This is a genomic window from Pseudomonas putida, assembly GCF_030159595.1.
Taxonomy (GTDB): Bacteria; Pseudomonadota; Gammaproteobacteria; order Pseudomonadales; family Pseudomonadaceae; genus Aquipseudomonas; species Aquipseudomonas putida_AC.
The window spans coordinates 185,984-206,878 of the sequence record NZ_BSKJ01000002.1 but is presented as its reverse complement, the minus strand read 5'-3'; the positions used below and the strand labels follow the sequence as shown (position 1 = coordinate 206,878).

General features: G+C 65.0%; 19 protein-coding genes. 4 read left to right on the top strand and 15 right to left on the bottom strand.

Translation table 11 applies throughout. The features are described 5' to 3' along the window. Positions 1-80 precede the first annotated feature (80 nt). The 15 genes from urtD to cbiE all read right to left on the bottom strand — a co-directional run bounded on the left by urtD (position 81) and on the right by cbiE (position 16,381). Positions 81-938 (bottom strand): urea ABC transporter ATP-binding protein UrtD, encoded by an 858-nt coding sequence (gene urtD / locus QQL85_RS05270; protein WP_284353309.1) that lies wholly within the window; start codon positions 936-938, stop codon positions 81-83. Then, positions 935-2,014, bottom strand: a complete 1,080-nt coding sequence (gene urtC / locus QQL85_RS05265) for an urea ABC transporter permease subunit UrtC (RefSeq protein ID WP_284353310.1) — start codon at positions 2,012-2,014, stop codon at positions 935-937. Before urtC ends, urtD begins: the two co-directional genes overlap by 4 nt. Beyond that, positions 2,014-3,501: an urea ABC transporter permease subunit UrtB gene (urtB, locus tag QQL85_RS05260; RefSeq protein WP_284353311.1), complete on the bottom strand. Its 1,488-nt coding sequence runs from the start codon at positions 3,499-3,501 to the stop codon at positions 2,014-2,016. Before urtB ends, urtC begins: the two co-directional genes overlap by 1 nt. A 138-nt stretch (positions 3,502-3,639) precedes the next feature. After that, positions 3,640-4,905, bottom strand: a complete 1,266-nt coding sequence (urtA, locus tag QQL85_RS05255) for an urea ABC transporter substrate-binding protein (protein WP_016395201.1) — start codon at positions 4,903-4,905, stop codon at positions 3,640-3,642. Between the two features lie 186 nt (positions 4,906-5,091). Continuing rightward, entirely contained in the window at positions 5,092-6,498 is a 1,407-nt protein-coding gene (gene cycA / locus QQL85_RS05250) for a D-serine/D-alanine/glycine transporter (protein ID WP_284353312.1), read from the bottom strand. A gap of 240 nt (positions 6,499-6,738) precedes the next feature. Continuing rightward, positions 6,739-8,103, bottom strand: a complete 1,365-nt coding sequence (locus tag QQL85_RS05245) for a PepSY-associated TM helix domain-containing protein (RefSeq protein ID WP_284353313.1) — start codon at positions 8,101-8,103, stop codon at positions 6,739-6,741. Positions 8,104-8,161: 58 nt separating this feature from the next. Then, positions 8,162-10,228: a TonB-dependent copper receptor gene (locus QQL85_RS05240; RefSeq protein WP_284353314.1), complete on the bottom strand. Its 2,067-nt coding sequence runs from the start codon at positions 10,226-10,228 to the stop codon at positions 8,162-8,164. Between the two features lie 66 nt (positions 10,229-10,294). Beyond that, positions 10,295-10,726: a DUF2946 domain-containing protein gene (locus tag QQL85_RS05235; RefSeq protein ID WP_086977198.1), complete on the bottom strand. Its 432-nt coding sequence runs from the start codon at positions 10,724-10,726 to the stop codon at positions 10,295-10,297. A gap of 22 nt (positions 10,727-10,748) precedes the next feature. After that, positions 10,749-11,234: a copper chaperone PCu(A)C gene (locus QQL85_RS05230; protein ID WP_284353315.1), complete on the bottom strand. Its 486-nt coding sequence runs from the start codon at positions 11,232-11,234 to the stop codon at positions 10,749-10,751. Between the two features lie 46 nt (positions 11,235-11,280). Further along, on the bottom strand, positions 11,281-11,670 hold the full coding sequence (locus QQL85_RS05225) for a DUF2946 domain-containing protein (protein WP_284353316.1): 390 nt from the start codon (positions 11,668-11,670) through the stop codon (positions 11,281-11,283). A gap of 120 nt (positions 11,671-11,790) precedes the next feature. Next, positions 11,791-12,645 (bottom strand): SPFH domain-containing protein, encoded by an 855-nt coding sequence (locus QQL85_RS05220; RefSeq protein WP_284353317.1) that lies wholly within the window; start codon positions 12,643-12,645, stop codon positions 11,791-11,793. Between the two features lie 26 nt (positions 12,646-12,671). Beyond that, positions 12,672-13,109, bottom strand: a complete 438-nt coding sequence (locus QQL85_RS05215) for an NfeD family protein (protein ID WP_104833875.1) — start codon at positions 13,107-13,109, stop codon at positions 12,672-12,674. A 257-nt stretch (positions 13,110-13,366) separates the two neighbouring features. Next, the gene (locus QQL85_RS05210; RefSeq protein ID WP_284353318.1) at positions 13,367-14,086 is read right to left on the bottom strand and encodes a cobalt-precorrin-6A reductase; all 720 of its coding nucleotides are present in this window, start codon (positions 14,084-14,086) and stop codon (positions 13,367-13,369) included. Continuing rightward, complete coding sequence (locus QQL85_RS05205; protein WP_284353319.1) at positions 14,083-15,177, bottom strand: cobalt-precorrin-5B (C(1))-methyltransferase; 1,095 nt, start codon at positions 15,175-15,177, stop codon at positions 14,083-14,085. The genes QQL85_RS05210 and QQL85_RS05205 overlap by 4 nt, the downstream gene beginning before the upstream one ends. After that, positions 15,170-16,381 (bottom strand): precorrin-6y C5,15-methyltransferase (decarboxylating) subunit CbiE, encoded by a 1,212-nt coding sequence (cbiE, locus tag QQL85_RS05200; protein ID WP_284353320.1) that lies wholly within the window; start codon positions 16,379-16,381, stop codon positions 15,170-15,172. Before cbiE ends, QQL85_RS05205 begins: the two co-directional genes overlap by 8 nt. Before the next feature lie 144 nt (positions 16,382-16,525). Here cbiE and cobG point away from each other — a divergent pair, with 144 nt between their 5' ends. From cobG to cobJ, 4 genes are read left to right on the top strand one after another with little or no spacing between them, the layout of a single operon-like run. After that, positions 16,526-17,857, top strand: coding sequence for a precorrin-3B synthase (cobG, locus tag QQL85_RS05195; RefSeq protein ID WP_284353321.1), 1,332 nt, complete (start codon positions 16,526-16,528; stop codon positions 17,855-17,857). Next, a complete protein-coding gene (locus QQL85_RS05190) occupies positions 17,850-18,476 on the top strand; it encodes a precorrin-8X methylmutase (RefSeq protein ID WP_016489386.1) in 627 nt (208 codons plus the stop codon). The genes cobG and QQL85_RS05190 overlap by 8 nt, the downstream gene beginning before the upstream one ends. Then, positions 18,476-19,207 (top strand): precorrin-2 C(20)-methyltransferase, encoded by a 732-nt coding sequence (locus QQL85_RS05185; protein WP_114171578.1) that lies wholly within the window; start codon positions 18,476-18,478, stop codon positions 19,205-19,207. Before QQL85_RS05190 ends, QQL85_RS05185 begins: the two co-directional genes overlap by 1 nt. Then, positions 19,195-20,892 carry a precorrin-3B C(17)-methyltransferase gene (gene cobJ / locus QQL85_RS05180; RefSeq protein WP_284353322.1) on the top strand — a complete coding sequence of 566 codons (1,698 nt, stop codon included), beginning with the start codon at positions 19,195-19,197 and terminating at the stop codon, positions 20,890-20,892. Before QQL85_RS05185 ends, cobJ begins: the two co-directional genes overlap by 13 nt. The last annotated feature ends 3 nt before the right edge of the window (positions 20,893-20,895 follow it).

Here is a 20,895-nt window from a genome sequence, read left to right as displayed (position 1 = left end):
GTAATGCGCAAGCCTCAGGGCCTGTGGAGGTCTTGTGGGAGCTGGCTTGCCGGCGATAGGGCCGGTACAGGTTTCAAGGTCTAGCGGCCCAGGTACACCTCGACCACCCGCTCATCCGCCTGCACCTGCTCCAGCGACCCTTCTGCCAGCACACTGCCCTGGTGCAACACGGTCACGTGGTCGGCGATGCTCCCCACAAACCCCATGTCATGCTCCACCACCATCAGCGAATGCTTGCCAGCCAGGCCCTTGAACAGCTCGGCGGTGAACTCGGTCTCGGCATCGGTCATGCCCGCCACTGGCTCGTCCAGCAATAACAGTTGCGGTTCCTGCACCAGCAACATGCCAATCTCCAGAAACTGCTTCTGCCCATGGGACAGCAAGCCGGCCTGGCGCTGAGCCAGGGGCAGCAGGCGCAAGGTGGTCAACACCTCTTCGATGCGCTGGCGCTGCTCGCCGCCCAGGCGCGCCGCCAGGCTGGCCCACACCGACTTGTCGGTCTTCAGCGCCAGCTCCAGGTTTTCGAACACCGTCAGCGCCTCGAACACCGTGGGCTTCTGGAATTTGCGGCCAATGCCGGCCTGGGCGATCTGGTACTCGCTCATGCGGGTCAGGTCGAGGGTGTCGCCAAAATAGGCACTGCCCGCGTCGGGGCGGGTCTTGCCGGTGATCACGTCCATCATCGTGGTCTTGCCGGCGCCGTTGGGGCCGATGATGCAGCGCAGCTCGCCCACGCGGATGTACAGGTTCAGGGCGTTGAGCGCCTTGAAGCCATCGAAGCTGACGCTGATATCCTCCAGGCTAAGTACCGTGCCATGGCGGGTGTCCAGGCCGGCCTTGCGGCTCTGGCCCAGGCCGATGGCGTCACGGCCGGCGCCGAGGTTGTCGAACACCGGTTCCAGCATGAATTCCGGGTGGACCGGGGGCACGCCTCTCATGGCTGGCTCCTTTTCTTCAACAGGCCGACCACGCCCTTGGGCAGGTACAGGGTGACAAGGATGAATAGTGCGCCGAGGAAGAACAGCCAGAACTCCGGGAAGGCCACGGTGAACCAGCTTTTCATGCCATTGACCAGGCCGGCGCCGAGCAGTGGGCCGATCAGCGTGCCGCGCCCGCCCAGTGCTACCCACACGGCGGCCTCAATGGAGTTGGTCGGCGACATTTCGCTGGGGTTGATGATGCCCACCTGCGGCACATACAGCGCGCCCGCCAGGCCGCACAGCACAGCGCTCAGCACCCATACCAGCAGCTTGAAACCACGCGGGTCGTAGCCACAGAACATGAGGCGGTTTTCGGCATCGCGCACGGCGGTGAGCAGGCGGCCGAACTTGCTGCGGGTCAGGCGCCAGCACAGGTACAGGCTGGCCAGCAGCAAACCGACGGTGAGCAGGAACAGCACCGCGCGGGTACCCTGGGCGGTAATGTCGAAGCCGAGGATGGTGCGGAAGTTGGTGAAGCCGTTGTTGCCGCCAAAGCCGGTTTCGTTGCGGAAGAACAGCAACATGCCGGCGAACGTCAGGGCCTGGGTCATGATCGAGAAGTACACGCCCTTGATCCGCGAACGGAAGGCGAACCAGCCGAACACCAGCGCCAGTAGGCCCGGCGCCAGCACCACCAGGCACAGGGCCCAGGCGAAATGCTGGGTACCGGCCCAGTACCACGGCAGCTCGGTCCACGACAGGAAGGTCATGAAACCCGGCAGGCCGTCGCCGGCCGTCTGGCGCATCAGGTACATGCCCATGGCGTAGCCGCCCAGGGCGAAGAACAGGCCGTGCCCCAGCGACAGCAGGCCGGCATAGCCCCAGACCAGGTCCAGGGCCAAGGCGACGATGGCGTAGCAGAGGATCTTGCCGACCAGGGTCAGGGTGTAGGCCGACACTTGCAGGGCATGGCCCGCCGGCAGCAACGACAGCAGTGGAAGGGCGACCAGCAGCAGGATGACGACGGCGCCGATGGCCAGCGTCAGCCGTGGCCCGGCCTTTTGCGTAGCGGTGACAAGCAGTGGCTGGTTCATCAGTCGATTACCCGTCCCTTGAGGGCGAACAGGCCTTGCGGACGCTTCTGGATGAACAGAATGATCAGCGCAAGGATGAGGATCTTGCCGAGCACGGCACCGATCTGCGGTTCCAGCAGCTTGTTGGCGATGCCAAGGCCGAAGGCTGCCCAGAGGCTGCCGGCCAGTTGGCCGACGCCGCCCAGCACCACCACCAGGAACGAATCGATGATGTAGCTCTGGCCCAGGTCCGGGCCGACGTTGCCGACCTGGCTCAGGGCTACGCCGCCGAGCCCGGCGATGCCAGAGCCCAGGCCAAAGGCGAGCATGTCGACGCGCCCGGTGGACACGCCGCAGCAGGCGGCCATGTTGCGGTTCTGGGTGACGGCGCGCACGTTCAGGCCCAGCCGTGTGCGGTTGAGCAGCAGCCAGGTGAGCAGCACCACGGCCAGGGCGAAGCCGATGATGACCAGGCGGTTGTACGGCAGCACCAGGTTGGGCAGCAGCTGGATGCCGCCTGACAGCCAGGCCGGGTTGCTCACCTCGACGTTTTGCGCGCCGAACAGCAGGCGGATGGCCTGGATCAGGATCAGGCTGATGCCCCAGGTGGCCAGCAGCGTTTCCAGCGGGCGGCCGTACAGGTGGCGGATCACGGTGCGCTCCAGCGCCATGCCGACCCCGGCACTGACGGCGAAGGCCACCGGCAGGGCAATCAACGGGTAGAACTCGATGGCGCCCGGGGCGTAGCGCTGCACCAGCACTTGAACCATGTAGGTGCTGTAGGCGCCGAGCATCAGCATTTCGCCGTGGGCCATGTTGATGACCCCGAGCAGGCCAAAGGTGATCGCAAGGCCCAGCGCCGCCAGCAGCAGGATCGAGCCCAGCGACAGGCCGCTGAAGGCCTGGCCGAGCAGTTCGCCGACCAGCAGCTTGCGCTTGACCTGGGCCAGGCTGGTTTCGGCAGCGGTGCGCACGCCCGGGTCGGCTTCTGCGTCGGGTTGCAACAGCGCTTCAAGGCGGGTGCGGGCCACCGGGTCACCGGTTTCGCCCAGCAGGCGCACGGCGGCCAGGCGTACCGCTGGTTCGCTGGCGCCCAGTTGCAGGTTGGCCAGGGCCAGGCCGAGGGCGGCGTGTACGGCGGCATCCGGCTCGCTGGCGAAACGCCGGTCGAGGAAGGCCATTTGCGCGGGTTGTGCGCTTTTTTGCAGTTGCTGGGCAGCGGCCAGACGGGTGTTGCTGTTGTCGCTGAGTAACTGATGGCTGGCCAGGGCGTTGTCGATCAGGCCGCGCAGGCGATTGTTCAGGCGTACCTTGCGGGTGTCATCGGCGGCGATGCGGCCCTGGCGCAGGTTGTCCAGTAGCGGCAGGCGCGCGGCATCGGGTTGCGCCGCCCAGCCTTCGAGCAGGCGGGCTTGCTCGGCGGGCTTGGCGGTGAGGAAGAATTCGCCCTCGCTGGCCTGGGTTGCCAGGGGCAGTAGCAGGAGCAGTGTGAGCAGGAGTCTGAGCATGCGGGTAATCCTGGAAATCGGCGGTGGATTCTTCGCGGGTGAACCCGCTCCCACAGGTACGGTGCAAGGATTGAAACCTGTGCAGTCCCTGTGGGAGCGGGTTCACCCGCGAATGGGCCGCACAGCGGCCCCGTGCACTCAGTTACCTTTCACTGCATAGTCCGGCCGCTTGTCATTACCCGGAATGAACGGGCTCCAAGGCTGCGCCCGCAGCGGTTGCTCGGTTTCCCACACCACGCTGAACTGCCCGTCATCCTGGATCTCGCCGATCATCACCGGCTTGTGCAGGTGGTGGTTGGTCTTGTCCATGGTCAGGGTGAAGCCCGACGGCGCCTTGAAGCTCTGCCCGGCCAGTGCCTCGCGAACCTTGTCGACATCGGTGGACTTGGCCTTCTCGGCGGCCTGCGCCCACATGTGGATGCCCACATAGGTGGCCTCCATCGGGTCGTTGGTCACTGCCTTGTCGGCACCCGGCAGGCCCTTGGCCTTGGCGTAGGCTTTCCAGTCAGCGACGAACTTCTGGTTCACCGGGTTATCCACCGACTCGAAGTAGTTCCAGGCGGCCAGGTGGCCCACCAGCGGCTTGGTGTCGATGCCGCGCAGCTCTTCTTCGCCTACCGAGAATGCCACCACCGGCACGTCGGTGGCCTTCAGGCCCTGGTTGGCCAGTTCCTTGTAGAACGGCACGTTGGAGTCGCCGTTGACCGTAGAGATGACCGCCGTCTTGCCGCCAGCGGAGAACTTCTTGATGTTGGCGACGATGGTCTGGTAATCGGCGTGACCGAACGGCGTGTACACCTCTTCGATGTCCTTGTCGGCCACGCCCTTGCTGTGCAGGAAGGCGCGCAGGATCTTGTTGGTGGTGCGCGGGTAGACGTAGTCGGTGCCCAGCAGGAAGAAGCGCTTGGCGCTGCCGCCGTCTTCGCTCATCAGGTATTCCACGGCCGGGATCGCTTGCTGGTTGGGCGCGGCACCGGTGTAGAACACGTTCGGCGACATCTCTTCACCCTCGTATTGCACAGGGTAGAACAGCAGGCCGTTGAGTTCCTCGAACACCGGCAGCACCGACTTGCGCGATACCGACGTCCAGCAGCCGAACACCACGGCGACTTTGTCCTGAGTCAGCAGCTGGCGGCTTTTCTCGGCGAACAGCGGCCAGTTGGAGGCCGGGTCGACCACGACCGGTTCGAGCATCTTGCCGTTCACGCCACCCTTGGCGTTGATCTCGTCGATGGTCATCAGCGCCATGTCCTTGAGGGACGTCTCGGAAATGGCCATGGTCCCAGACAGCGAATGCAGAATGCCGACCTTGATGGTCTCGGCGGCCTGGATACTCCAGCTCAGGCCCATTGCGGCAATCGATGCGCTAAGGGTAAAGGCCTTGATCAGACTGCGACGCTTCATGTGCTCTCTCCGCTGAGTTTTTATGTGTTGGGCAAGCGGGGAGGGGCGTTGCAAGGGGTGTGCCTAGTGGCGAAAGAGGCGGAATAGAAGGGTTGTGCGAGGTGTTGGGGCGTTTGCGAGGTCCAGGTTGGTGCCTGGAATATGTGTGTGCACAGCATTGGGGCTGCAAAGCAGCCCCCGAGGCCATCAGCCGTTACGCACTGCCGAGCGTGGATGGCGCCTGATACGCACGAACTGGTAGGTCACCGCCAGCAGCACAAACCAGATCGGCGTCACCACCAGCGCTGAACGCGTATCTGCCTCCAGGCTCAGCAACACCAGGATGAAAGCAAAGAACACCAGGCACACATAGCACATGAAGCGCCCGCCCGGCATTTTGTACTTCGACGCCTGGTGCAGCGCCGCACGGTGTTTGCGGTACTTCAGATATGAAAGCAGGATCAGCGTCCAGACGAACATGAACAGCACCGCCGAAACGGTGGTTACCAGGGTGAACGCTTCGATCACGTTCGGCACCAGGTAAATCAGCACCGCTCCCAGCAGCAGGCAGATGCAGGAGAAATACAGGCCGTTGGCCGGCACCGAGCGGCTCGACAGTTTTTCGAAGGCCTTGGGTGCATCACCTTCCTGGCTCAGGCCATAGAGCATACGGCTGGTGGAGAACACGCCGCTGTTGGCCGAAGAAGCCGCCGAGGTCAGCACCACGAAGTTGATGATGCTGGCCGCTGCCGGCAGGCCGGCCAGCACGAACAGTTCCACGAACGGGCTCTTGCCCGGCACCACGTCGCGCCACGGGGTAACGGCCATGATCGCGATCAGTGCCAGGACGTAGAACACGATGATCCGCACCGGGATCGAGTTGATCGCCCGTGGCAGGGTACGCTCCGGGTTCTTCGCTTCGGCGGCCGTGGTGCCTACCAGTTCGATACCGACGAAGGCGAACACCGCGATCTGGAAGCCGGCGAAGAAGCCCATCAGGCCATGGGGGAACACGCCGCCGTCATTCCACAGGTTGGCCAGTTGCGCGGTGCGCCCACTGGGCGAGGTAAAGCCGGTGATGACCATGTACAGGCCGGTGGCGACCAGGCCGAGGATGGCGACGATTTTGATCAGGGCGAACCAGAACTCCATCTCGCCGAACATTTTCACGGTGACCAGGTTCAGCGACAGCAGCAGCCCGACACACGTCAGCGCCGGTATCCACTGCGGCAGGTCGGGGAACCAGAACTGCGTGTAGGCCGCGATGGCGACCACGTCGGCGATGCCGGTAACTACCCAGCAGAACCAGTAGGTCCAGCCGGTGAAGTAACCGGCCCAGGGGCCGAGCAGGTCGGCGGAGAAGTCGATGAACGACTTGTAGTTGAGGTTCGACAGCAGCAGTTCACCCATGGCGCGCATGACGAAGAACAGCATGAAGCCGATGATCATGTAGACGAAGATGATCGATGGCCCGGCCAGGCTGATGGTTTTGCCCGAACCCATGAACAGGCCGGTACCGATCGCGCCGCCGATGGCGATCAGCTGGATGTGGCGGTTGGTCAGGTTGCGTTGCAGGTGCTGCTCTTCTTGTGGTGTGGGTGAAGTTGCGGTCATAAGCTGCATTCCCTTGAAAGTCGCCGGCTAGGCTAACACGGGCGTTCCGATTCGAGATCGCGACAGATCGACTCGATTTTCAGATAGCAGCCCGCGCTTCGTAGGAATAGTTCGACAACCTGCACTGGCCTCTTCGCGGGTGAACCCGCTCCCACAGGTTCTTGCGCCAGACCTGAGGGTAGCGCGGTCCTTGTGGGAGCGGGTTCACCCGCGAAAAGGCCGGTACAGGCAGTACAAAACTCAGGCGCTAACCAACATCCGGCGCCTTACTACCAGGCTATCCACCACCCACATCACCACCATCGACACCCCCACCAGCGGGAACATCACCCCCAGCACCAGCATCACCCCCACCGCCGCCTTCCAGCGCGGCAGGTCATGGCGCAGCGGCGGTACGCCCAGCCCACCTTCAGGCCGGCGCTTCCACCACATCACCAGGCCGCTCACCGAGCCCAGCAGGATCATCAGACACACCAGCAGGATGATGATCTGGTTGAGGGCGCCGAACATCTTGCCTTCGTGCAGCATTACCCCCAGCTCGGTGGCGCGGGCGACCGGGCTGTAGTCCTGCCAGCGCACATCGGCCAGGACCTTGCCGGTGTACTGGTCGACATGCAGGGTGGCGTCGTTGCGCGGGTCGTCGGCGAACACGGCAATGGTGAACACGCCGTCTGCCGTGGTCGGCAGGGTGATGCTGTAGCCCGGCTCGACCTGGCGAGCAGTGGCGATGTCTTCGACCTGCTGCACGCTCACCTGGGGTGCTGCGGGCATGTCCGACATCATGTGGTGCCCGGCGTGTTCGGCGTGCGCGCCGGACTGCGGCATCGGCGTGTTCTCCATCGCCCAGGGTACGGTCTGGCGGTGCGCACTGTTCAATTCACCCGCCTGCTGGTCCGACTTGGGTACGTCGTTCCACATGGCCGCCGGGAAGCGGTTCCACACATCGGCGTACTGCTTGCCCCACATGCCGGTCCAGGTCATGCCGCTGACCAGCATCAGCAACAGCAAGGCCGAGCCCCAGAAGCCGGTTACCGCGTGCAGGTCGCGCCAGAACAGCCGGCCGCGTGACGACAGCCGTGGCCACAGCACGCCGGCACCGTTGCGCCCGCGCGGCCACCACAAATACAGGCCCGACACTACCAGCACAATGCCCCAGCCGGCGGCCAGCTCTACCAGGCGGTCACCGACCGTGCCGACCATCAACTCGCCATGCAGGGCACGGGCGATGGCCTGCAGGTTCTGCTTGCCGTCCTGCTCGCCAAGAACCTTACCGCTGTACGGGTCGACGAACACGTTCAGCTCGCGCCCGCCGTCATGCACCACAAACTGGGCACTGCGCTCGGCGTTGATTGGCGGCAGGTACTGGCCGACGTGGCCCTTGGGGTAAGCCTGGCGCACTTCGGCCAGCATCGCATCGGCGCCCTGTCGGTGATGGCCGGCTTCGACCACCATCAGGTCGCGGTACAGCAGCGGGTCGAGCTGTGGCTTGAACAGGTAGATGATCCCGGTGATTGCCAGCAGGATCATGAACGGGGCCACGAACAGCCCCGCATAGAAGTGCCAACGCCAGGCCAGGTTATAGAAATTGATGCGTGTTCCTCTCATGGGAACCTCCTGTGTGACCAGCTGATGGGCGCAACCGAAGCTGCGCCCGTGGTTGTTGTCAGAAGCTGAAGTCGACCTTGGTCCAGAAGGTCCTGCCTGGCTCGTTGACCGGCTGTGGATCTGTAGCCGGGTAGCCGAACCCGGCGTTCCCGGCCAGGTTCAAGTGCTCGGCGTAGGTTTTGTCGAACAGGTTGTCGACCCCCGCGCTGAGCTTGAGGTTGTTGTTCACCTTGTAGGCGCCGTTCAGGGAGAACACGCCGAAGCCGGCGCTCTTGTCGTAGTCCTTGCCGACCACGTTGCCCTGGTTCTCGGCGATGCGGTTCTGCGCCGCCACCAGCCGCCACAGTGCGCCGACGCTCCACACATCGCGGCTGTAGGTCAGGCCCAGGCGGCTTTCCAGGGGTGGCATTTGCGGTAGCGCTTTGCCATCACTGCTGTTCTTGCCCCAAGCGTAGGCCAGCGTGCCGTCGGCCTTCCAGTTTTCGGTCAACTGGTAGGCTGCGCCCAGTTCACCGCCCATGATGCGGGCGTCGATGTTCTGTGCCTGGGAGGTGCTCATGCCCATCATGCCGGTGCGGTAGTCGAACAGGATGTAGTCGCGGATCTGCCCGACATAGCCCGAAGCCCAGGCTTCCAGGCGCTCGGTACGGTACTGGATGCCGAAGTCGAGTTGGGTGGTTTTCTCTGGCTTGATACCGTCGAAGGCGTTGGCCGCCCCGGGTGGTGCCAGCTTGGGCGAGAACAGCTCCCAGTAGTCGGGGAAGCGCTGGGTATGGCCGAGGCCGATGTAGGTGGTGGCCGGGATGGCTGCCAGGTCGTGCTCATAACGGACGAAGCCGCTGGGCAAGGTGTCGGCACGGGTATCGCCTTCAGTGGCGCTACCTTTGCGGAAATCACGGGCCGAGGCGCGGTCCAGGCGGGCACCGGTAATCAGCCGGTCTTCACCGCTGACGTACCAGGTCAGTTCGCTGAAGGCGCCGTAGTTGTGGAAGTCGGCGTCCTTGGTCCAGGCCTGGCCCTTGTGTGCGTCCACGCCCATGCCGCCACGCTGGCGATGTTCGTTGGTCTGCGCGTCGATGCCACTGATCAACTGCACATCGGCCCAGCGCCAGGTGGCCTTGATGCGTGCGCCCAGGGTGCGACGGTCGACGTTGCTGACCATCGGCATGCCCATCATGCCGCTGCCCGATGGGGTACGCAGGCTGTAGTTGTCCATTACATGGTCGGCATAGTTGTAGTAAACCTGCGCCTCGACCTTGTCGAGCACCTCGCCGAGGTTGGACTTTTCAAAACGCAGGCCCAGGCTTTCACGCTTGAACTGCGAACCGTCCATGCCACGCCCGGCATAGCGGGCCTCGCCATCGCCTTTGCCAGCAGTCAGCTCCAGCAGGGTGTCCTGGTCGGGCGTCCAGCCGAGGGCGACATCGCCGTTCCATTTTTCCCAGCGCGACGGCACGGTGTCGTTGTTGCCGTCGTGGTAGTCATCCGAGCGTGACTGGTTGCCGACGAAGCGGGCGTAGGCCTGGCTGTTGCCGGCGGCGGCATCCAGTACCTTGTCGAAGCGGCCGTTGGAGCCGGCCAGCAGGCTGGCGTTTACCCGGCTGCCGAGGGTGCCGAACTTCTCAGGTTCACGTTCGAAAAGAATGGTGCCTGCCGAGCCGCCCGGGCCCCAGATCACGCTTTGCGGGCCTTTGATCACGGTCAGGCGGTCGTAGGTCTCCGGCGAGATGTAGGACGTGGGCGCGTCCATGCGGTTGGGGCAGGCGCCCAGCATCAGGCCGCCATTGGTGAGGATGTTCAGGCGCGAGCCGAACATGCCGCGCAATACCGGGTCGCCGTTGGTGCCGCCGGCACGAATGGCCGAGAAGCCGGGAATGGTCTTCAGGTAGTCGGCGCCGTCGCTGGCCGGCACGGGCTGGCGCGGGTCTTTCGGGTTGGTGACCACGGTCAGTGGCGAGCTCGGAGCCACGGCGGTGATCACCGTCGGGCTCAGCTCGGGTGCATCGTGCACATGGCCTTCATGGCCAGGGTCAGCGGCCAGGGCCATGGGCGCGAGCAGCGAGCCGCACAGGGCGGCGATGGTCCCACGCAGGGACAAGGCGAAAACAGGGGTGCAGCCGGACATAATGATTCCAGTCGATCAGTCATGAGTTAGCGCGAAGCCTCCTGGCTCCGTGCGCAAAATGTGGGTTCAGACGCTGATCGAGGAAGGTGGGGCGCGGCTGCGCGCACCGGGGAATACAGCCTGCCGGGCATGGCCCTGGTGTGTTGGCGCAAGCAGGTGGGTGGTGGGGACGACGCTGCCGGCACTGAGCGGGCTTAGGGCCTGGGGCAGGGCCGGGCAGTTGAACAACAGGCTGCAGTAACCGCACTTTTCCCACATCACATGCAGCTGGCCATCGTTGCTGTGGCCGTGATGGGTGTCGCCGCCATGCGGGTGGGCAGCCGCCATCGGCATGTCCATCGGCATGCTCATACCGGCGTGGTGGTCCATCGGCATCGACTGGGAAATCAGTGGGCCGATGAAGATCATCCACATGGCGAACAGGCTCAGCCATCCGCCACCGGCGCGCCTGCGGTCAGGGCGGGTGGTACGGCTGATGCTGTTGCGCGGCAGGCTCATGGCGAGTGCCTGTCAGCAGGTGTCAGTGTGCGTGTTCGTGGGCTTGCGGCTGGTCCGCTGGCGCCTGCTTCTGCACGGCCACTTCAACCGTGATGTCACCGGCTTTTTCGAAGTGCAGGGTCAACGGGAAGCGCTTGCCGTCGACCAGCAGGCTGCGGTCTTTGGGCTGCATCAGCATCACATGGTAGGCGCTGGGGGCGAAGGTCAGGTCCTTGCCGGCTGGCACCACCACGTTGGGTACTTGCTGCATCTTCATGGCGCCGCTGGCGCTCATGGCATGCTCGTGCAGTTGCGCATCATCCGTGATGGGGCTGTCGACACTGAGCAGACGGTCATCGGCCTTGCCGTTGTTATGCACCACGAAATACGCGGCGACATTGGGAGCGTTAGGGGGTAACTGCAGCGACCAAGGGTGGGCAATGTGCAGGTCACCCACGCTGTATTCGTGGGCATTGGCAAAGGCGCCGGGCAGCAGCAGGGCGGCCATGACGAGGGCGTGCTTGAGCATGGTGATTCTCCGTTCTGTTCAGGTTCAGGCAGACAGCGTGATGAACTCAGGCCAGCGGAGAGGCACGGGGGTTGAGCGCAGGCCATAAATGGCGCGGCGTGGGTTGGTAGTCGGCAGGTAGCGGCAGCAGCCCGGCAAGCCGTGTCGGCGGGTTGTGCAACTGCGGCGGGTAGCCGGGCAGGGCCAGCAGCGGTGCGGCGCCTGAGCAGCACCAGCAATTCATCATGCTGGCGCTGTCGTCGCTTTGCGGGCCGAGGTCGATCTTGGCCAGGGCCTGGACATCGACCTTGGCCTTGTTGGCCATGCTGGAACAGAAAGCCCCCCACAGCAGCTGCTCGGCCGGGCCCTTGGGCACGGCAGAGGCCAGCGGCATGGCCAGCAGGTTGAACAGCACTGCAAGGCAGGCTATCCAGGCGATGTGCCGACGTGGGGGCATGGAGAGATCCGGTCAGGAATCGTGGTGGGTATTGTAAGGCGGAGTATAGGTAAAAATGGCGGGGTGCGGTGAAGTGACGCAGGTGGTCGGGTAATGGGGCGCAAAGCGCCCCCGACAATCTCAAGCCTTGTTACGGCCCATCAGTCCCCGGACGGTTTCCTGCAGGTCAGCCGGCAGCACCACCACCTTGGCATTGTTGCTGCTCGCGAGGTTCTCCATGGCCCCGACATAGCGCTCGCCCAGCAGGTACATGGCCGGCACGGTCTCGTTGCCCACTGCATCCTTGACCAGCGAAATCGCCCGCGCCGAGGCCTCGGCCAGGCTGATCTGCGCTTCGGCATCCAGCCTGGCTGCCTGCAGGCGTGCTTCCGCTTCCAGGATCGCTGCTTGCTTGGCGCCTTCGGCGCGGGTCACATCGGCCTTGCGCTCACGCTCGGCCGCCGCCTGGCGCTCCATGGCCAGTTGCATGTTTTCCGAAGGCTTGATGTCCTGGATTTCCACTGAGCGCACGGTCACGCCCCAGTCTTCGGTCTGTTCGGACATCGCCTCGCGCAGGCGTGCCTTGATCTGCTCGCGGCTGGACAGCGCTTCGTCCAGGTCCATGGCGCCGACGATGGCGCGCAGCGAGGTCATGGTCAGGCTGGTGACGGCGAACGAGAAGTTCTGCACGCCGTAAGAGGCCTTCTGCGGGTCGACCACCTTGGCGAAGCACAGGGCGTTGGCGACGATCACCGCGTTGTCCTTGGTGATGATTTCCTGCTGTTGCACATCGAGGATGATGTCCTTGGTCGGCAGGCGGTAGGCGACCACATCCATGTACGGGATAAGAATGTTCAGGCCGGGCTTGAGCGTGCTGTGGTAGCGGCCCAGGCGCTCGACGATCCATTCCTCGCCCTGGGGCACGATACGCACCCCCTTGAACACGGTGATCAGGACGAACAGGGCGATGGCCGCGACGACGATAAGGCTGGTCATGATGCGAAATTCCTTTTAGTGCAGGTTCAGGCCCGGATGACACGGGCGGTGTTCCCCTCGATGGCGGTAAGGCGCACCCGTTCGCCAGCAGGGATCTCGCTGTCGGCGATGCAGGTCCATTCTTCGTTACCCAGAATCGGCTTCTGGAAGCGCACGCGGCCTTTCTGGAACTCTGACACGCCGGCAGTCAGCAAGCCCACCTCACCGATCACGCTGTCGGCTGTCCAGCGCACATCCGGCTGCTTGCGCCGGAACAGCTTGAACCAACACGCGGTGGTGACTGACGAAAGCAACACCCACAGCAGTACCTGCATATCCAGTTGCAGGCTGGGGGCGGCCAGCGAGATGAGCGAGACCAGCACGGCACCGATGCCGAACCAGAGGATGAAGAACGTCGGCAGGACCAGTTCCAGCAGGATCAGCGCGATGCCGAAGACCAGCCAGATCCACCATTGCATTTCCATATGGGTGAAACCTTCCGGGGGAGGGAGCATTGAGTTTAGGGGAGGAAGACGGCGTAGCGCCATTTGAGCAGTTGACGGAAAATTCCGAGATTGTTGTAGGTCTGTTGTCCTGCACACATCTCAATGAGTTGCCGCGATCCCCAGTGGGAGCGGGTTTACCCGCGAAGAATCTGACGCGGTGCTTGGCACCGGCTCCGCCGGTGTTCGCGGGTGAACCCGCTCCCACGGGGGCCGCAGCGTGCTGGCAGCATTTGTGACTACAGGTCGAGCGCAGTTGCCAGGTCGGATAGTGAGTGAAATGTGCGGTCCACATCCGGCAGCACCGGCCGCTTCAGGATCAACACCGGCACGCCCAACTCCCGCGCCACCTCCAACTTCGGCTCGGTCGCCACGCTGCCGCTGTTCTTGCTGATCAGCACATCGATGCTGCGGCGCTGGAACAATGCCCGTTCATCCTCGATATGGAACGGCCCGCGCGCGCCAATCACCTCGCAACCTTCGTTGCCAGGGCATGCCTCCAGTGCACGCAGGGTCCAGAACTGCTCCGACGGAATCTCGTCCAGATGTTGCAGCGGCTCTCGTCCCAGCGTGAACAGCGGTCTACGGAACGGCTTGAGTGCCTCGATCAGCCCCGCCCAGTCTTCGACCTCTCGCCAGTCGTCCCCCGCCTGCGCCTGCCAGGCCGGGCGTCGCAAGGCCCAGCACGGGACGCCAGCACTGCGCGCAGCAGTGGCAGCGTTGCGGCTGATCTGTGCGGCGTAAGGGTGGGTGGCGTCGATCAGCAGCGTGATACCCGCCTCGCGCAGGTAGCTGGCCAAGCCTTCGGCGCCGCCAAAGCCACCGACCCGCACCTGGCATTGCAGGTCCTGCGGCACACGGCCGATACCCGCCAGGCTGTAGACATGCTGCGGGCCAAGGCGGCGGGCGATGGCCAAAGCCTCAGTAATGCCGCCCAGCAGCAGGATGCGCGCAGTCATTGCACACCCGCCCGGCCAACAATGCCGCCTTGGCGGTCGATGGCAAACACTTCTACGTGCACTTGCGCCGGCACAACGCTGCGGGCGAAGGCCAGGGCGTGGGCGCATACCGCATCACCGAGGGGAACGCCAGCGGCATGAGCCAGCGCCAGCGCCTGCTGGCTGGTGTTGGCATCAATGATGGCCGTCTGCAACGTTGCGTCAGCGCCGATGTCTGCAGCCCAGCCGGCCAGTTGCGGCAGGTCGATACTGGAATGGCGGCTGTGCAGGTCCATGTGCCCGGCAGCGAGCTTGCTGATCTTGCCGAAGCCGCCGCACAGGGTCAGGCGCGGCACCGGTACCTTGCGCAGGTGCTTGAGCACCGCGCCGACAAAATCGCCCATTTCGATCAGGGCGATTTCCGGCAGGCCGTAAACGCGGCGCATGGTGTCTTCGCTGGCGTTGCCGGTGCAGGCGGCGATGTGCGTGTAGCCGTTGGTGTGGGCCACGTCGATGCCTTGGTGGATCGAGGCAATGTAGGCGGCACAGGAGAACGGCCGCACGATGCCGCTGGTGCCGAGGATCGACAGCCCGCCAAGGATGCCCAGGCGCGGGTTCATGGTCTTCAGGGCCAGTTGCTCGCCACCCTGTACATTGACCGTGACTTCGAAGCCGCCACGATAGCTGCATTCGTCAGCCAGGCGTTGAAGGTGTTCACCGATCATGCGCCGAGGTACCGGGTTGATGGCCGGTTCACCCACCGCCAGCACCAGCCCCGGGCGGGTCACTGTGCCAACGCCAGTCCCCGCGACAAAACGTATGCCCGGCTCGGCCAGCAGTCGCACCTGGCTGTAAAGCAGGGCGCCGTGGGTCACGTCCGGGTCGTCGCCCGCGTCCTTGAGTGTGCCGGCTTCAGCCCCTTCGCCGGCCAGGCGACAGAACTCCAGACGCATCTGCACCACCTTGCCTTTGGGCAGGGTGATACCCACCGCATCGTCACGCTGCCCGGTGAGCAGCAGCTTGGCTGCCGCCAGGCTGGTGGCGGTGGCGCAGCTGCCGGTGGTCAGGCCGCTGCGCAGCGGCGCGGGCTGTTCACGGGTTTCTTCACGCATCGACGGGTTTCACCACTTCCAGCAGGGTGATCGGCAGTGCCTGGCGCCAGGTGTCGAATGCGCCCAAAGGCTGGGCATGGGCGACATGAATACGGGTCAACTCACCACCGTGCTGTTCGCGAAATTGCGCCAGGGCCAGTTCGCTTTGCAAGGTCACTGCGTTGGCCACCAGCCGGCCGCCGGGGCGCAGGCTTGCCCAGCACAGCTCCAGCACGCCTTCTCGGGTGACACCGCCGCCGATGAAGATGGCATCGGGCTGCTCCAGGCCTTGCAGTGCCGCTGGCGCCTTGCCGCAGACCAGTTGCAGGCCGGGTACACCCAGCGCGTCACGGTTGTGTTCGATGAAACCTTGGCGGCCTTCATCGGCCTCGATGGCCAAGGCGCGGCAGGCCGGATGGGCGCGCATCCATTCGATGCCGATCGAGCCGCAGCCCGCGCCCACGTCCCACAGCAGCTCGCCGGGCTGCGGGGCCAGGCGGGCCAGGGTAATGGCGCGGACGTCGCGTTTGGTCAGCTGGCCGTCGTGCCGGAAGGCGCTGTCTGGCAGCCCGGCCAGCCGGTGCAGGCGTGGCGCTTCGGGCGTGGCCAGGCATTCGATGGCTACCAGGTTGAGCGCGGCGATATCGGCATGCGGCCAGTCCTGTGCGGTGCCGGCCAGCTCACGTTCATCTTGGCCACCCAGGTGCTCGAAAACCTTCAAGCGGCTTGGCCCGAAGCCGCGTTCGCACAGTAGCGTGGCAATGGCCGCCGGGCTGTCGCCGTCGTTGCTCAGCACCAGTAATCGCAGGCCGCTGTGCAGGTGGGCATTGAGCGCCGCCAGGGGCCGGGCCACCAGCGACACCACCTGCACGTCTTGCAGCGGCCAGCCAAGGCGCGCAGCGGCCAGGGCGCAGGAGGAGGGCATCGACAGCACGCGCATTTCAGTGGCAGGCACCTGGCGCGTCAGGCTGGCGCCGACGCCAAAGAACATCGGGTCGCCGCTGGCCAGCACGCACACCGGCTCACCGCGCAGGGCCAATACCGGGGTCAGGGAAAACGGGCTTGGCCAGCCCAGCCGTTCTCCGGGCACGCAGCGCGGCAGCAGGGCCAGCTGGCGCGGGCTGCCGAAGATCCGCGCAGCGCCCAGCAGCGCGCGCCGGGCTTGCTTGCCCAGGCCACAGAAGCCGTCTTCGCCGATGCCTACTACTGTCAGCCAGGGTGCCATTGATACCTCTTCAAGACCTGGGGCAGCGCAGCGCCCCCAAAAAATCTGCTCAAACTCGAATGATGCTCGACCACCGGCTTTTCATGCCGCCGAACAAAGCAGGCATAATACCGCGCCTTCTACACTCAAGCGCATTTTCACAGATTGCCGGACGCCCCTTTGACGCAGGCCCATGCCCCCAACGTTTCGCCCCGCCCCTCGGCCTGCCCGGGGTTGTGGCGCATTGTCAGTGCCCGTGATGGCGGCATCTGCCGCATCAAGCTGCCGGGCGGGCTGCTGCTGGCCGACCAGGCCGAAGCGGTGGCGGCGGCAGCCGAGCGGTTTGCTGGGGGTGTAATCGAGGCCACCAACCGTGGCAACTTGCAGATCCGTGGTATCGGCAACGATCACCGTGCCCTGATCGACACGTTGCTCGATGCCGGCCTTGGCCCGCGTGAAGCGGCCGGTGACGATGTGCGCAACCTGATGCTCAGCCCGCTGGCCGGGCACGACCCTGCGATGTTGCTGGATGCCAGGCCGCTGGCCGGGCAGATCCTCGACCTGTTGGAAGGGACCCCGCGCTTTCACCAGTTGTCGGCCAAGTTCGCCGTGCAACTGGATGCCGGCGAACGCCTGGCCATGCTCGAACATCCCCACGACCTATGGCTGTCAGCCCTGCGCCTGGAGCAGCAGACCTGGCTGGCGTTCGGCCTGGCGGGTTGCCCGGTGGACGGGCAGGTGCTCGGCGCAGTGCCGCTGGAGCAGGGCCTGGCACTGGTTTGTGCCGTGCTGGAACGCTTTCTCGACCTGGCAACCCCTGCGCAGTCGCGCATGCGTCAGTTGCTTGAGGTGTGCCCGGCAAGCGATTTCGTCGACGGGCTCGGCCTGGACATTCGCCGCGATGCCACCGTGCTCGCCTGGCGCCGTGAACAGCTCCGCGCCTCGTGGCTGGGTAGGCTGCCCCAGGCGCATGGCGTTGCCCTTGGCGTTGCCCCGCCGCAAGGCCGCCTGACCCCCGCCATGCTGCACGGTGCTGCACGCATGGCCCGTGAACGGGGTGATGGCAGCCTGCGCCTTAGCCCCTGGCAAAGCCTGGTGCTGACCAACCTGCAAGAACGACACATCGATCAGGCCCAGGCCGAACTGTCTGCGCTGGGCTTGCTGTGCCACGACCATGAACCCTTGGCGCGCATCAGCGCCTGCACCGGTGCCAGCGGCTGCGCCAAGGCGCTTGGCGAGACCAAGGCCGACGCCGTTGCCCTGGCCGCGCTGCTGGGCCCTGGCGTGCCCGCCAGTGTGCACTTGTCTGGCTGCCCCCGTTCCTGCGCCGTGGCCCATGTTGCCCCGGCCACCCTGTTGGCTCGCTCGCCGGGCCGTTATGACCTCTATCTGCGTGACGCGCGCCAGCCGGGCTTCGGCGCCCTGCGCGCCACCGACCTTACCTTGAATGAAGCAGGCGCCATGCTCGACCTGCCGACGGAGCACCTTGATGATTGACTACATCCGCGATGGTCAGGAGATCTATCGCAATTCCTTCCGGATCATCCGTGAGGAAGCCCGACTCGAGCGGATCCCCGCAGACCTCGAAAAGCTCGCCGTGCGCGTGATCCACGCCTGTGGCATGGTCGATGCCATCGATGGCCTGCAGTTCTCCGAAGGCGCTGGCCGGGCCGGGCGCGAGGCGCTGCTTAACGGCGCGCCGATCCTGTGCGATGCGCACATGGTGGCCGAAGGCATCACCCGAGCTCGCCTGCCCGCGGACAACAAGGTGATCTGCACCCTGCGCGACCCAAGCGTGCCAGGCCTGGCCAAGGATGCCGGTAATACACGCTCCGCCGTAGCCCTTGAGCTGTGGCGCCCCTACCTGGAAGGCAGCGTGGTGGTGATCGGCAACGCGCCTACCGCGCTGTTTTACCTGCTGGAAATGATTGACGCTGGCGCACCCAAGCCGGCGCTGATCCTCGGCTTCCCGGTCGGTTTCGTCGGGGCTGCCGAGTCCAAGGCGATGCTCGCCGCCGACAGCCGTGGCGTGCCGTTCGTGATCATGCAGGGCCGCCTGGGCGGCAGCGCGATGGCCGCCGCCGCGGTCAACGCCCTGGCCACGGAGGTGGAGTGATGGCGCCGCGTGGACGACTGCTGGGCCTGGGCGTGGGCCCTGGCGACCCTGAACTGATCACCCTCAAGGCCTTGCGCCTGCTGCGCGAGGCGCCAGTGGTGGGCTACTTCGTGGCCAAGGGCAAGCGTGGCAATGCCTTCGGCATCATCGAGGCGCACCTGCAACCCGAGCAGACCCTGCTGCCGCTGGTGTACCCGGTCACCACCGAAGCCTTGCCGGCGCCACTGTCCTATGAGCAGGTGATCAGCGACTTCTACGACGAAGCCAGCGTGCAGGTGGCCGAGCACCTGGATGCCGGCCGCGACGTGGCGGTGATCTGCGAAGGCGACCCGTTCTTCTACGGCTCCTACATGTACCTGCACGACCGTCTGGCGCAGCGCTATGAGGCCGAAGTGATTCCGGGCGTTTGCTCAATGCTCGGTGGCGCCTCGGTGCTGGGTGCGCCGCTGGTGTACCGCAACCAGAGCCTGTCGGTGTTGTCGGGCGTATTGCCGGCCGAAGAGCTCAAGCGCCGCCTGGCCGACGCCGATGCTGCGGTGATCATGAAGCTTGGCCGCAACTTCCCCAAGGTACGCGATGTGCTGGCCGAACTGGGCCTGGACGGGCGTGCGCTGTATGTGGAGCGGGCAACCATGGCCAACCAGAAGATCGTGCCACTGGACCAGGTCGACCCGCAGTCGTCGCCGTATTTCTCGCTGATCATCGTGCCGGGGGAAAAATGGCAGGGCTGAACATGCAGAAGGCACCGGCGATCGTCATCCTTGGCCCGGGCAGCCTGGCGACGGCGCAACGTATCCAGCACTGTTATCCACAGGCCACGATCCATGGCCTGGAGGGGCGTGTCGAGGGTGCTGACCAGTCGTACACCTCGTTCGGCGATACCTTGCGCGGGCTGTACCAGCAGGACACGCCGATCATTGCCCTGTGCGCAGCGGGTATCGTCATCCGCAGCCTGGCCAGCCTGCTCAGCGAGAAGGGTGTCGAGCCGCCGGTGCTGGCCGTGGCCGAAGATGGCAGCGCGGTAGTGCCGCTACTCGGTGGTCTGAGCGGCGTGAACGTGATGGCGCGTGAAATGGCTGAGGCGCTGGGTGTTGCCGCAGCCATTACCACCAGTGGCGAGCTGCGTTTTGGTACCTGCTTGCTGAACCCGCCGCAGGGCTATGCCTTGGCGGATATCGAGCAAGGCAAGCGCTTTGTCTCTGACCTGCTGGCCGGCGAGTCGGTGCGCATCGAAGGTGATGCCCCCTGGCTGCAGCAGGCGCAGTTGCCCGCCAGCGAGGTGGCTCGGCGTACCATTCATGTGGGGCATCGGTTGCGCCCGGCCAACCGCGACGAACTGCTGATTCACCCGCGCTCGGTGGTCGTGGGTGTTGCAGGCGGGAACGTGCACGGTATCCGTGCTGCGCTGCAGCAGGCCGGCATCGCCGAGCCGTCAGTAGCCTGCCTGCTGGCGGACGAGCAGGCCATGGCCGACAGCGGCTTGCACGAGGCCGCGCAGGCTTTGGGTGTGGCCTTGCGCTTCGCTGCCAATCCAGACGGTGTAGCCAGCATGCTTGCAGCGGCGTTGCCCGATGCCCGGCTGACCGAGCTTGAGGGTACGGCTATTGCAGTGGCGCCTGCCCCGGTTGAGGTGGCGCAGGTTGGTCGCCGTCGTGGTCGTCTGGCCGTCATCGGCTTGGGGCCGGGCGCTGCCGAACTGATGGTGCCGGCGGTCAAGGCCGAGTTGGCGCGTGCCGAAGACGTGCTCGGCTATGAAACCTATGTGCGCATGGCCGGCCCGTTCCGTGACGACCAGGTGCTGCACTGCACCGACAACCGTGAAGAGATGCAGCGTGCCCGGCATGCCTTCGAACTGGCGGCCCAGGGCCGTTCGGTGGTGGTGGTGTCGTCGGGTGATCCGGGCGTGTTCGCCATGGCTGCTGCGGTGCTTGAAGCGCTGCATGAGTCCAGTGACCCGGCGTGGCATCGCGTGGACCTCGAGATCCTGCCTGGCGTTTCGGCCTCGCTTGCAACGGCCGCCCAGGCAGGTGCACCGCTAGGTCACGACTTCTGCGTGATGTCGCTGTCGGACAACCTCAAGCCTTGGTCGATCATCGAAAAACGTCTGGATCTGGCGGCCCAGGCTGACCTGGTGCTGGCTTTCTACAACCCGATCTCCAGGTCGCGACCGCATCAGCTGGGTGTGGCACTGGAGGTTGTGCGCCGGCATCGCGATGGCAGCACCCCTGTAGTCCTTGGCCGTGACATCGGTAGGCCGGGGCAGACGCTGAAGGTAGTCACATTGGCCGAGTTGCTGCCAGAAATGGTCGACATGCGCACCATGGTTTTGGTCGGGTCGTCCACGACCTGCCAATTCCCAAGCGGCGATGGCAAGCAGTGGGTGTATACCCCTCGCTGGTACCCGGCAGCCGAGTGAGGT